Annotated in this window: 11 protein-coding genes; 7 read left to right on the forward strand and 4 right to left on the reverse strand. The window is 56.9% G+C overall.

Annotation, left to right across the window (positions count from 1 at the left end; translation table 11 throughout):
- Positions 1-49 precede the first annotated feature (49 nt).
- Positions 50-2,320, reverse strand: a complete 2,271-nt coding sequence (locus QE270_RS10070; RefSeq protein ID WP_300038901.1) for an NADP-dependent malic enzyme — start codon at positions 2,318-2,320, stop codon at positions 50-52.
- A 102-nt stretch (positions 2,321-2,422) separates the two neighbouring features.
- Here QE270_RS10070 and mutS point away from each other — a divergent pair, with 102 nt between their 5' ends.
- A complete protein-coding gene (gene mutS, locus QE270_RS10075; RefSeq protein WP_300038904.1) occupies positions 2,423-5,026 on the forward strand; it encodes a DNA mismatch repair protein MutS in 2,604 nt (867 codons plus the stop codon).
- Here the strand turns inward: mutS and QE270_RS10080 are convergent, their stop codons facing one another.
- The gene (locus tag QE270_RS10080; protein WP_300038907.1) at positions 5,027-6,292 is read right to left on the reverse strand and encodes a NupC/NupG family nucleoside CNT transporter; all 1,266 of its coding nucleotides are present in this window, start codon (positions 6,290-6,292) and stop codon (positions 5,027-5,029) included.
- A 112-nt stretch (positions 6,293-6,404) separates the two neighbouring features.
- Here QE270_RS10080 and QE270_RS10085 point away from each other — a divergent pair, with 112 nt between their 5' ends.
- From QE270_RS10085 to QE270_RS10110, 6 genes are all read left to right on the forward strand, one after another.
- A complete protein-coding gene (locus tag QE270_RS10085) occupies positions 6,405-7,088 on the forward strand; it encodes a queuosine precursor transporter (RefSeq protein WP_300038910.1) in 684 nt (227 codons plus the stop codon).
- Positions 7,078-7,968, forward strand: coding sequence for an acetylglutamate kinase (gene argB / locus QE270_RS10090; RefSeq protein WP_300038912.1), 891 nt, complete (start codon positions 7,078-7,080; stop codon positions 7,966-7,968). The genes QE270_RS10085 and argB overlap by 11 nt, the downstream gene beginning before the upstream one ends.
- Positions 7,969-8,050: 82 nt before the next feature.
- On the forward strand, positions 8,051-8,353 hold the full coding sequence (locus QE270_RS10095; RefSeq protein ID WP_300038915.1) for a YggT family protein: 303 nt from the start codon (positions 8,051-8,053) through the stop codon (positions 8,351-8,353).
- Positions 8,350-9,246, forward strand: a complete 897-nt coding sequence (gene folD, locus QE270_RS10100; RefSeq protein ID WP_300038918.1) for a bifunctional methylenetetrahydrofolate dehydrogenase/methenyltetrahydrofolate cyclohydrolase FolD — start codon at positions 8,350-8,352, stop codon at positions 9,244-9,246. Before QE270_RS10095 ends, folD begins: the two co-directional genes overlap by 4 nt.
- A gap of 4 nt (positions 9,247-9,250) precedes the next feature.
- The gene (locus tag QE270_RS10105; protein ID WP_300038921.1) at positions 9,251-9,937 is read left to right on the forward strand and encodes a hypothetical protein; all 687 of its coding nucleotides are present in this window, start codon (positions 9,251-9,253) and stop codon (positions 9,935-9,937) included.
- Positions 9,934-10,557, forward strand: coding sequence for a MarC family protein (locus tag QE270_RS10110; RefSeq protein WP_300038924.1), 624 nt, complete (start codon positions 9,934-9,936; stop codon positions 10,555-10,557). The genes QE270_RS10105 and QE270_RS10110 overlap by 4 nt, the downstream gene beginning before the upstream one ends.
- Here QE270_RS10110 and QE270_RS10115 read toward each other — a convergent pair whose 3' ends face one another.
- Together QE270_RS10115 and QE270_RS10120 are read right to left on the reverse strand one after the other, a co-directional pair.
- The gene (locus QE270_RS10115) at positions 10,558-11,175 is read right to left on the reverse strand and encodes an LON peptidase substrate-binding domain-containing protein (protein ID WP_300038927.1); all 618 of its coding nucleotides are present in this window, start codon (positions 11,173-11,175) and stop codon (positions 10,558-10,560) included.
- Positions 11,172-12,095 carry a tetratricopeptide repeat protein gene (locus tag QE270_RS10120; RefSeq protein WP_300038930.1) on the reverse strand — a complete coding sequence of 308 codons (924 nt, stop codon included), beginning with the start codon at positions 12,093-12,095 and terminating at the stop codon, positions 11,172-11,174. The genes QE270_RS10115 and QE270_RS10120 overlap by 4 nt, the downstream gene beginning before the upstream one ends.
- Between the last annotated feature and the right edge of the window lie 62 nt (positions 12,096-12,157).

A 12,157-nucleotide genomic window follows, 5' to 3' on the forward strand; every position in this document is an offset into this window, starting at 1 on the left:
ATTCTGAGGCTGTTTGCGTTCTGAAGCGGAGCTTCGGTTTGCTAGTGAGCTACTCCGTAACGCCTGCTGCTGCCAACACTGCAAGGGTCACAAGGTCGCTTGTGCTGGATGCCATGGTCGCGACTTGCACTTGGCGCTCCATACCCAGCAGCATCGGACCAATGACTTGATCCCCGCCCAATTCGCGCAGTAGCTTTGCCGAAAGATTTGCCGACTGAAGCCCGGGCATGACCAGAACATTCGCCGGGCCGGACAATCGGCAGAACGGATAATTTTTCATCACTGCTGGGTTTAAGGCAACGTCAGGCGGCATGTCGCCTTCATATTCAAAATCGGGCCGACGGGCGTCGAGCAATGTAACGGCGTCGCGGATATTGTTAAGCCATGTTCCGGCAGGGTTGCCAAAGGTAGAGAATGACAGGAACGCCACGCGCGGCACATGGCCCATGCGGCGGGCGACAGCTGCAGTCTTTTCGGCGATGTGCGCCAATTCTTCCGCAGTTGGGCGTTCGTTCACTGTCGTATCGGCAATAAACGTCGTGTGCGTCTTGCCGACCATGACGTGAATGCCAAAGGGCACTGCATCCTTTTTCGGGTCAAGCACGCGACGCAATTCGCCCAGTGTCTGGCTAAAGGTGCGGGTAACGCCCGTGATCATGGCATCAGCTTGATCCATTTGCAGCAACAGTGCGCCAAAGATGTTGCGGTCGCGATTGACCATCCGCTGAATATCGCGGCGCAAATATCCACGCCGCTGAAGCCGGTCGTACAATCGGTCGACCATTTTATTGACGAACGGACTTTGGCCGCTGTTATGGATTTCATATTCGTCCGGGTTCGCGCCGAGCCCGATCAGGTTTTCGGTGACGCGCGCTTCATGGCCAATCAATATCGGCACGCCGTAGCCATCCTGTTTGAACTGGACGGCAGCGCGCAGCACGACATCTTCTTCAGCTTCAGCGAAAATCACGCGCTTGGGTTTCGCGCGCGCGGCTTGATAAACCTGCGTCAGCGCCGACGTGGTCGGGTTTTGGCGTGCACGCAGGCTGGCGCGATAGGCGTCCATATCGGCAATCGGCTTTTGCGCCACGCCCGAATCCATCGCAGCCTTGGCAACTGCGGAAGCAACAATTTCCATCAGACGCGGATCAAATGGTGATGGGATGATATAATCTCGGCCGAATTTGTGCATGAGCCCGCCATAGGCCGCTGCCACTTCTTCCGGCACAGTTTCGCGCGCCAATTGCGCCAACGCATGCGACGCTGCAATCTTCATCGCCTCGTTTATGCTAGTGGCCCGCACATCCAACGCGCCACGGAACAGGAAGGGGAAACACAGGACATTGTTGACCTGATTGGGGAAATCCGACCGGCCAGTCGCGACAATTGCGTCGGGACGGGCAGCGCGCGCAACTGGCGGGGAGATTTCGGGGTCGGGGTTTGCCATCGCAAAGATGATCGGCTGATCCGCCATGGTTTTCATCATATCGGCCGTCAAGATATTGGCACGGGAAAGCCCCAGAAATACGTCAGCGCCGACGATTGCCTCGGCTAGGCTGCGCGCAGTGGTCTTTGCGGCATGCGCCGATTTCCATTGGTCCATGCCCTCAATGCGGCCTTGATATATGACACCCTTTGAGTCGCACATGATGACATTGTCGTGTGGCACGCCCATGCTCTTGAACAACTCGATACAGGAAATTGCGGCGGCGCCAGCGCCGTTGCATACAACCTTTATATCTTTGAGTGACTTACCGGTCAGCTCGCACGCGTTAATCAATCCAGCGGTTGCGATAATCGCGGTGCCATGCTGGTCATCGTGAAAGACCGGGATGTTCATCCGCTCTTTCAAAGTCTGTTCAATGATGAAGCAATCGGGCGCGGCAATGTCTTCCAGATTGATGCCGCCAAAAGTAGGCTCAAGCAATTCAACCGCGTCAATGAAGCGCTGCGCATCTTCGGTGTCCACTTCGATGTCGATAGAATCGACATCAGCGAAGCGTTTGAAAAGGACTGCCTTACCCTCCATGACAGGTTTTGACGCTAGCGCGCCCAGATTACCCATGCCAAGGATCGCGGTTCCGTTAGAGATTACTGCAACCAAATTGCCTTTCGCGGTGTAATCATAAGCGGTGGCCGGGTCATCATAAATAGCCTGCACGGGTACGGCGACGCCGGGCGAATAGGCGAGCGACAGGTCGCGTTGCGTTGCCATGGGCTTGGTCGCCACAATTTCGATTTTCCCCGGACGGCCTTGCGAATGGAAATCCAAAGCTTCCTGCGGGGTGATTTGGACATCGCTATCGTTCGTTTCTCTCATTCTGGACCCCTAACGATTTTTCAACTTTATCACCCCCTTAACGCGCTACTGACGCAAGGGCAAGCATTGCCCCGCCCGTCGGGCTTCGCTAACGCATAGCATATGGCGGGGGAAAACACACCGACACCGATGATGGTGCAATATCTGGGCCTGAAGGCCAAAGCGGGTGACTGCCTGCTGTTTTACCGCATGGGTGATTTTTTCGAACTGTTCTTTGATGATGCAAGGGCCGCGGCAGCGACGCTTGATATCGCCTTGACGTCACGGGGCGAGCATGATGGCACGCCGATCCCGATGTGTGGCGTGCCGGTGCATGCCGCCGAAGGCTATTTGGCGCGGTTGATCAAGGCGGGGCACCGCGTGGCTATCGCGGAGCAGACCGAAAGCCCGGAGCAAGCCAAGGCGCGGGGTGGCAAGACATTGGTCACCCGCGACATTGTGCGTTTTGTGACCGCTGGGACGCTGACTGAGGACAGTCTGCTGGATAGCTGGGCGTCGAACATGCTTGTTGCAGTTGCGCAGGTCGGGGAATTTTTCGGACTTGCGGCGGCGGATATTTCAACTGGCTATTTTGAACTATTAACGGTGACGGGCGGATCGCTTGAGGCAGAGTTGGCGCGCCTTTCCGCCAGCGAGCTGGTTGTTCCGGAAGGCCTCCCTCAATCGCCGCCGGACGCCATCATCCGGCCACGTGCAGATTTTGAAAGCACTGTTGGCGGCGATTTGCTGAGGCAGCATTTCGCGCTCACCACGCTCGGTTCCATTGGCCCCGTGACACGCGCAGAGCAGGCGGCTGCGGGGGGACTGATTTCCTATCTCGCGCATGCAGGGCAGGGCAAAATGCCTTTCCTAAAGCTACCAGTCCGCCGCGAGGTGCATGAACATCTTCTGATTGATCAAGCAACGCGCGACAGCCTTGAGATCAACAGCGCAAGTAAAGGCGGTCGGGCGGGCTCCTTATTGGCCGAGGTTGATCGCACAATTACAGGTGCGGGTGCGCGGCAGCTGGCGTCCGATCTTGCCGCGCCATTGATGGACAAGGCGAAGATCGACGCGCGGCTATCGCTGGTGCAATGGTTTCACGATGCGCCGCTCACGCGCGATGCCGTCCGTGCAGCCTTGCGGCAATTGCCTGATATTGCCCGCGCGCTTGGGCGTGTGGTTGCCGGGCGCGGCAGCCCAAGGGACTTGGGACAAATCCGCGACGGGCTTGATGCGGCCCGCGTATTGCGCGAACGGCTGGGGGGCATGGCAGACCGGCCCGAGCTGCTGGATCATCTTCTGCCCGTACTGGATGGCCATGGGCATATGGTGGATCTCCTCGTCCGTGCTCTGGTGACGTCACCGCCGACGGACACAGCGCAAGGGGGCTATATTGCCGAGGGCTATGACGCGGCGTTGGACGTGTTGCGTGTTGCGGGTCGCGACGGGCGGCAAGCTATTGCGCAACTGGAGGCGCGTTATCGCGATGCCACGGGCGTCGCCGCGCTCAAAATCAGGCACAATGCGGTGCTGGGCTATTTTGTTGAGGTGCCTGCCAAGCATGGCGATGCTTTGATGGCGCCTGGGACTGGCTTTACCCACCGTCAGACGATGGCGGGCGCCGTGCGGTTTAACTCCCCCGAACTGCATGAGGAAGCGTTGCGGATAACGCAGGCAGGTGGGCACGCGCTGGCAGCAGAGGCAGCGCATCTTGAGAAACTAATCGCGCTTATACTTAATCGCCGTGACCCGATTGCCGCAAGCGCCGACGCCTTGGCGCGCATTGATGTTTCAGCCGCACTTGCCGAACGCGCGGCGGAGAGCAATTGGTGTCGCCCAAGCTTTTTTGGGCACCCATGTCTTGAGATACAGGGTGGCCGCCACCCTATCGTGGAAAGCGCGTTAGCCAAGTCGGGAGACCGCTTCATCGCCAATGACTGCAAGCTGTCGCCCGAAAAGCGCTTGTGGCTCGTCAGCGGGCCTAACATGGGCGGTAAGTCGACCTTTTTGCGGCAGAATGCGTTGATCGTTTTATTGGCGCAGGCGGGCAGCTACGTCCCGGCAAATGCGGCGCGGCTTGGGCTGGTTGACCGTTTGTTCAGCCGTGTCGGTGCCTCGGACAATCTGGCGCGCGGACGGTCAACCTTCATGGTCGAAATGGTCGAAACCGCGGCAATTCTGGCGCAGGCCACGGAACGCAGCTTTGTCATATTGGACGAAGTTGGACGCGGCACGTCGACCTATGATGGCCTTGCCATTGCTTGGGCGGTGGTTGAAGGCATTCATGAAACCAATCGTTGCAGATGCCTGTTTGCTACCCATTATCATGAGCTGACGCGACTGTCCGAAAGCCTGGATGCGCTGTCGCTGCACCATGTGCGGGCGAAGGAATATAAGGGTGATCTTGTATTGTTGCATGAGCTAGCCGACGGTCCGGCCGACCGAAGCTATGGCATTGCGGTAGCCAAGCTTGCTGGCCTGCCGCCGCAGGTTGTGGCCCGCGCAAGCGGGGTGTTGGGCAAGCTGGAAAAAGGGCGCGCCGAAACTGGCGGGCTTGCGGCTGGACTTGGGGACCTTCCCTTGTTCAGCGCCGCCATGGACGCCGCCGAAGCCAAGGTGGACGCCTTGCGTGAAAAGCTGTCTGACCTCGACATCGACGCGCTTAGCCCCCGCGCCGCGCTTGACCTGTTATATGAATTGAAACGCGCGGCTGGCGAAAGCTAGTCAGGCCAGTGACAAAAATAACCCAGCCAGCGCAGCGCTCATCAGGTTGGCGAGCGAGCCGGCGGCCAACGCCTTTAAGCCAAGCTTAGCAATCATGGGCCGCTGGTTGGGTGCCAGGCTTCCGGTGACGGCCATCTGGATCGCAATTGAACTGAAATTGGCGAAACCACACAAAGCAAAGGTGACGATGCCGACGGTGGGCGCCGACAATTCTTTCAACGCGCCCAAGTCAATGAACGCCACAAATTCGTTGAGGACGATCTTCGTACCGAATAGGCCGCCAGCCTGAAGCGCTTCCTGCCACGGCACGCCAATCAGGAACATTACCGGCGCAAATACATAGCCCACAATTTGCTGAAAGCTTAAGTCCGGCAAGCCGAACCAGCCACCAATGCCGCCCAATATACCATTGGCGAGCGCAACCAGCGCGACAAAGGCAAGAACCATAGCCCCCACGGCTACGGCAAGGCGGACACCCGTCTGCGCCCCTTGCGCTGCGGCCATGATGATGTTTGCGGGCTTCTCCTCACCATCGTCATGCACCATCACAGGTTCATCATCAGGATGTGGGTTGGCTAACGCCGGGTTGCCCTCTGCCAAGGCAACCGCTGGCACATCGGGCATCATGATTTTCGCCATCAATATCCCACCCGGCGCTGACATGAAAGCCGCCGCCAGCAGATAGTCGATGCGGATGCCCATAGACGCATAAGCAGCAAGAATAGTTCCAGCGACGCCCGCCATGCCGACGGTCATGACGCAGAATAGTTGTTCGGGTTTCAAGTCAGCGAGATAGGGGCGAATGACCAAGGGCGATTCCGACTGGCCCACAAAGATATTGGCCGCCGCACACAGGCTTTCGACTTTCGAAATGCCGGTGATTTTCTGCAAGCCGCCGCCAATCCAGCGGATGACATATTGCATGATGCCCAAATAATAGAGGATCGAAATTAATGAGGCAAAAAAGATGATGACGGGCAGCGCAGCAATCGCAAAGCTGTTGCCGCCGATTTCAGGCGAGGCAAGCGGGCCAAAAATAAACTGAGTGCCTTTGGCCGAATAGCCAAGTAGATTGGATACGCCGGAAGACGCCGCGTTCAACACCACTTTGCCGGTTGAGGTATACAAGACCAATGCGGCGATGCTCGCCTGCAAGGCAAAGGCTGCCCCCACTACACGAAATCTGATAGCGCGACGGTTGGATGACAGCAAAATGGCGATTGCCAAAATCAAGGCCATGCCTGCCAGGCTCATCAAAATTTGCATGAATGTTTTCCCCGAAAACACGCCCAGCAGGGCGGCATTTTGTCATTTCCATATTAGAACTAGCGCCATCGTTAGTCTTGCGCCAATAAAATTAGACGCTAGTCAGTTCTGGATGACTATTCAAACCACATCACACGCGACCGGCGGGGGTATCCCGAAATCGCTTTTCATGTTTTCAATCATTTACGGCGGCATGGTGTGCATTGCCGGCGTGCTTGGAAATAAGCAGGTTTCTTTAGGGCCGCTGGCGGTCGAAGCGGGCATTTTCCCGTTTCTTTTGCTTGTCATCTTATCCAGCTCGATTGCAGCCTTGCACGGGAAAGTTATTGCGGACCGACTTGTTAAATATGGTTTTATTCCGCTTATAGCGTCGATATTGCTGGCTTTACTGGTACTGTCATTGCCGCCGTCACCCAAGATGGATGACAAATATCTCGATGCGTTCAACACCATGATAGGGCAGACGCCGCGCATTTGGCTTGCAGGCATTGTTGCTTATGGCGTGTCGCAAATGCTCAACGTCTATCTGTTTGATCGTCTGAAAAACACCGTTGGTAAATATGTCGCGTTGCGCGGTGCTATCGCTGCGGTGCTGTCGCAGATTATCGATACATTGTTGTTCGTAATCATTGCCTTTTACGGCGTTTTCCCCATCACGGAATTATTGTTAGGCCAAATGCTTGCCAAGGTCGTTCTGAGCATGATCATGGTGCCATTGCTCATCACTTTCTTTGTCAGCTATGGCCATAAACTTGACGGCACGGACCCCAAAGCAGGTAACACGCATGACCATTGATCCCGTCAATCTCGCTAAGGCCGAAACTCTTACTGAGGCGCTCCCTTATCTGCAGCGTTATGCGGGCAAGACCTTTGTCGTAAAATATGGCGGGCACGCCATGGGCGATGCCAGCCTAGCGCGTGACTTCGCCGATGATGTCGTGCTGCTAAAGGCTGTCGGCATCAACCCTGTGGTGGTGCATGGTGGCGGCCCACAGATTGGCGCAATGCTCAAAAAATTAGGCGTCGAGAGCGAATTTGTTGATGGCCTTCGCGTCACGGATGCCGAAACCGCAAAGATTGCCGAAATGGTCCTGTCTGGCGCAATCAACAAGGAACTTGTCGGCTGGATTAACGCTGCGGGCGGCAAGGCGCTTGGCATTTCGGGTAAGGATGGCGGGTTAGTCACCGCAACCAAGGTGCAGCGCACACAAAAGGACCCCGACAGCCATATTGAACGGAATATCGACCTTGGCTTTGTAGGCGAACCAACGACCGTTGACCGCAGCATCATCGACACCATTAGCGCAGCTGGCATGATCCCCGTCATCGCACCGATCGGCGTTGGCGCAGATGGTCACACCTATAACATTAACGCCGACACCATGGCTGGCGCCATTGCAAGCGCCTTGGGCGCTTCGCGTCTTTTCCTATTAACAGATGTGGCAGGCGTGCTTAGCAAATCGGGTGAATTGCTGACGGACCTTGACCCTGCCGCCATTGCCAAATTGCAGAATGACGGCACGATCAGCGGCGGTATGATCCCCAAAATCCAGACATGCGTTGATGCTGTAGAATCCGGCGTTGATGCAGCCGTCATATTGGATGGCCGCACCAGCCACGCGATGCTTATAGAAATGTTTACCGTGCAGGGTGCAGGCACGCTCATCCACAAGTAAACTGGACATTGCACCGTTTTAGGCTGTTGATACAGCGCCTCGGCTCGGCTAATCGCACGGGCGAACCTTTTTGGAGAATTTCATGCTTGTCGCGCTCATTTCCATAATCGGCTATTTGATGACGATCCTGTCGACTGTCGTGATCATCCAGTTCATCTTAAGCTTGCTGATTTCTTTCAACGTGGTCAGCCTGTCGAACAACATCGTGGCGTCCATTTGGCAGGCTCTTTCTGTCATTATTGACCCGTTTCTAAAACCCATTCGCAAGATTATGCCCGATACCGGCATGATCGACTTTTCGCCCATGGTGCTGCTGATCGGTCTGCGCATATTGCAGATGCTTTTGGCGGGCCTGGCCAATGATATTTCTGCGGCCGGCATGTGAGCAGCGCTGCGATCATTGATGGTAAGGCGTTTGCGGCCAATTTGCGCCAGCGTGTTGCCTCTGCCGTTGAGCCCTTCGTCACGCTAACTGATCGCAAGCCCGGCCTTGCCGTTGTGCTTGTGGGCGAAGACCCGGCCAGCCAAGTCTATGTCGGATCGAAGAAGAGGGCGACCGTCGAGGCTGGCATGAACAGCTTCGAGCATCGCCTACCGACGTCGGTTTCGCAAAACGAACTGATTGCGTTGGTGGAAACACTTAATGCCGATGCCGCCGTCGATGGCATATTGGTGCAATTGCCCCTGCCACCGCATATCGACGATAAGGCTGTCATCGCCGCCATTGATCCGGCGAAGGATGTTGACGGCTTTCATGTCGTGAATGCCGGACGGCTTGCGGTGGGCGAAGACGCGTTTGTCCCCTGCACGCCGCTTGGCTGCCTGATGCTGTTGAAAGACCATCTGGGGGATCTATCCGGCAAGAACGCCGTGGTCATTGGGCGGTCAAATATTGTTGGCAAACCGATGGCACAATTGCTTTTGGCCGAAAACTGCACCGTTACTATCGCGCATAGCCGAACGCAGGACTTGCCAGAGGTCGTGCGCCGTGCGGACATTGTGGTCGCTGCGGTTGGTCGTGCGGAAATGGTGACGGGTGACTGGTTGAAAGCGGGTGCAGTGGTCATTGATGTTGGCATTAACCGCCTCGAACCTGAGGCAGGCCAAGGCAAGGGCCGCCTTGTGGGGGACGTTGCCTTTGACGACGCATTGGCGCGTGCTGGCGCAATCACGCCCGTGCCGGGCGGCGTCGGGCCAATGACTATCGCGTGCCTGTTGCGCAACACTTTGGTTGCCGCCTACCGCCGTGCCGGGATGTCTGCACCTGAAGGAATTTGATGCCATGAAAGCGTATCCTGCCCTTCTTTTTGTTGCAGCATTGGGCGGTTGCGCCGCGGGACCAAGCCCTGAATTTGGAAATTTCCAACCAAAGATTGCGAACCCAAGCGCGATTATCGTCGCAGAGATCGGCTTCAACCAACTGGCGCAGGAAAAGGGGCAGTGGACGGCATTTCGCCAGATGGCTGCCAAAGACGCAGTGATGTTCGTGCCGCAGCCTGCAACGGCGCTTGAATATTTGAAGGGCAGGGCAGATCCCGCCAAGTCGGTGAAATGGCAGCCGCACAAGGCCGTCATGTCCTGCGACGGCAAAACCGGTGTGACGACTGGCGCGTGGCAAAGGGGCGACGGTTCGGTCGGCTATTTCACAACCGTTTGGCAGTTTGTCGAAACCAATGCAGCAGGTGACGGGGCATGGAAATGGGTGCTCAATCATGGCGATACCCTGACCGCGCCACGGGCATCTAAAGAAATGATCGAGACCAAAGTTGCAAGCTGCAAAGGCAGCGCCACCGCATCGCTTGTTGCCCCGCCCGAGGGCGCGGCGATGAAGGCCGGCTATGCGCGGGACCAATCGCTCAGCTACACTTGGGCGGTTCAGCCAAACGGCGCGCGGAACGTTGAAGTCAAATTATGGAACGGCACCGTTTCAGAGACGGTCATATCTGATCAGGTTGCGGCACCAAATTGATTGATCTGTTTTTCTCGGCATTCATCACCTTTTTTGTGGTTATCGATCCGCCAGGCTGCGCGCCCATCTATGCCAGCCTGACTAAGGGCGCCAATGTTGCGCAGCGGCGGAACATGGCGTTGCGCGCGGTTATGGTGGCGTCGGGGATATTGCTGGTGTTCGCATTGTTTGGCGAACAATTGCTCGGCGCGCTGCACATTGAATTGAATAGCTTCCGGATCGCGGGCGGCATCATGCTGTTCCTTATCGCTATCGACATGGTCTTCGAGAAGCGGACGGAACGCCGAGAGGAGCGTGCGCAAAAAATTATCGATACGCCTGAAATTGAAGACGTCTCTGTTTTCCCGATGGCCATGCCGATGATCGCTGGGCCGGGCTCAATCGCGTCGGTGATGCTGCTGATGTCGCAGAATAGTGGGATTGACCGCGCGGGCGTCATTTTGGCGGCGCTGGGAACAGTATTGGCCCTTACCCTGCTGGCGTTACTCGCCGCTGGGCCAATCATGCGCGTGTTGGGTGCCAATGCCGAAGCCGTGATTACACGGCTTCTCGGCGTGCTTTTGGGCGCGCTTGCCGCGCAGTTTGTGATCGACGGCCTACGGGCCAGTTTTGTTGGCTAGCTATTGAAGGGTCACACGATCTTCAGAGCTATCGCGTCGTCCGAAAAACTGCATCAGTTGAACAATCGTGTCCGCCCGATCAGACAGGCCGCGCGCCTCAAGCAAGGCCTGCTTGGCCGCAAAGTCGAATGGCGCAATCTGCGCGATGGCATTGACCAGCGAATAATCGTCCAATTGTGACACGGCCGTCCAATCGACGTTATACCCTTGCGCCTCAGCAAATCTGCGCGATTCAATTTCGATAGATGCGCGCTCGGCGAGCGACAGCGTGTCGTTCGCTTCATCTTCGTCCCACAATTCGGCCTCCACCTGCCGAAAGCTTGTGGTGACGTTAAGCTCGTTCACCACGGAAAAGCGTTGCACACCTTCAAGGATGATATTGTACCGGCCATCCTCAAGCGCCTCGACGTCTTGGATCCGCGCGAGGCAGCCGACATTAAACAGGGGCGGCTGGTTGCCCTGCCCCTTGGGCTGGATCATGCCAACGTTTCTGTCGCGGGCAAGCGAATCGCTGACCAGATCGCGGTAGCGCGGCTCAAAGATGTGCAGCGGCAATTGCATGCTTGGAAAGATGATGGCCCCGGTAAGCGGGAATACCGAGATGCGGCGCGTGGTCATCCGAAAAGGACCGCTGACAATTTGCGCCGTGTTGCCGCCACCCACGGGTCTTCCAATCCAATCAACACAAATATCTCCAAAAGGCGGGCCTTGGCTGCCCCGTCGTTCCATTCCCGGTCCGCCGCTATGATAACTAACAAGGCTTCGGCGGCGCCATCGCGGTCGCCTGCAGCCATTAAGGCTTTGGCAAGCTCAAGCCGCAGGGCATGATCATCGGGCGAAGCCGCTACGGATGCCTTCAGTCCCGCCAGTTCTTCAGGGGGAACGGCCGCGGCGGCAATGCTCAACACTGACCCTGCCTTTTCCAGGACTGGATTACTGCGCAATTCCTCGCTGAGGCTGTCAAATATGGCTTGGCCCTCGTCTCGACGGCCCAGCGCGGTCAATGCGCGGATCAAGCCTGACAGCGCCGCAGGGTGCTCCGGCAGAACCGAAAGCACTTCGGCGAACACGCCATACGCTTGCTCTGCATCGTCTTGCGCCAAAAGCATTTCTGCCTCTTCTACAAGCGGCGCCAGTTGCTCCAATGGGTCCGGGGCCGTATCACCAGCCACGATGGGTAGCTTCTCAAGCAACTGGTCCAGCATCTGGCGCAATTGCGGCTCCGTGCGCGCGGGCGACAGGTCTGCGACGGGCTGTCCCTGAAACATGGCGTAGACTGTTGGAATGGAGCGCACCTGAAATTGCGCGGCGATGAACTTGTTTTCATCTACATTGATCTTGGCCAATATTACGCCGCGATCGGCATATTCCGCCGCGACCTTCTCCAAAATCGGCGTAAGTTGCTTGCACGGCCCGCACCATTCGGCCCAAAAGTCCAGAATGACGAGCCGCTCCATCGACGGAGTGACTACGTCGATCCGAAATTGCTCGACGGCTTTTTGTTCGTCGGTGGTGAGGCCCATCGTCGCCAAGGTCATTTCTCCAATCTTCAGGATTCGTTTCGACCTCTATGTGGGCAAAGTGGTGTCTTTCACAAGAT

It is taken from the genome of Sphingorhabdus sp. (genome assembly GCF_029865925.1).
Classification (GTDB): Bacteria; Pseudomonadota; Alphaproteobacteria; order Sphingomonadales; family Sphingomonadaceae; genus Sphingorhabdus_B.

Coding starts and splice junctions, on each gene's coding strand:
- QE270_RS10085 (WP_300038910.1), top strand. CDS start 6,405: ATGACTATTCAAACCACATCACACGCGACCGGCGGGGGTATCCCGAAA.
- QE270_RS10120 (WP_300038930.1), bottom strand. CDS start 12,095: ATGACCTTGGCGACGATGGGCCTCACCACCGACGAACAAAAAGCCGTC.
- QE270_RS10070 (WP_300038901.1), bottom strand. CDS start 2,320: ATGAGAGAAACGAACGATAGCGATGTCCAAATCACCCCGCAGGAAGCT.
- QE270_RS10115 (WP_300038927.1), bottom strand. CDS start 11,175: ATGACCACGCGCCGCATCTCGGTATTCCCGCTTACCGGGGCCATCATC.
- mutS (WP_300038904.1), top strand. CDS start 2,423: ATGGCGGGGGAAAACACACCGACACCGATGATGGTGCAATATCTGGGC.
- QE270_RS10105 (WP_300038921.1), top strand. CDS start 9,251: ATGAAAGCGTATCCTGCCCTTCTTTTTGTTGCAGCATTGGGCGGTTGC.
- QE270_RS10095 (WP_300038915.1), top strand. CDS start 8,051: ATGCTTGTCGCGCTCATTTCCATAATCGGCTATTTGATGACGATCCTG.
- argB (WP_300038912.1), top strand. CDS start 7,078: ATGACCATTGATCCCGTCAATCTCGCTAAGGCCGAAACTCTTACTGAG.
- QE270_RS10080 (WP_300038907.1), bottom strand. CDS start 6,292: ATGCAAATTTTGATGAGCCTGGCAGGCATGGCCTTGATTTTGGCAATC.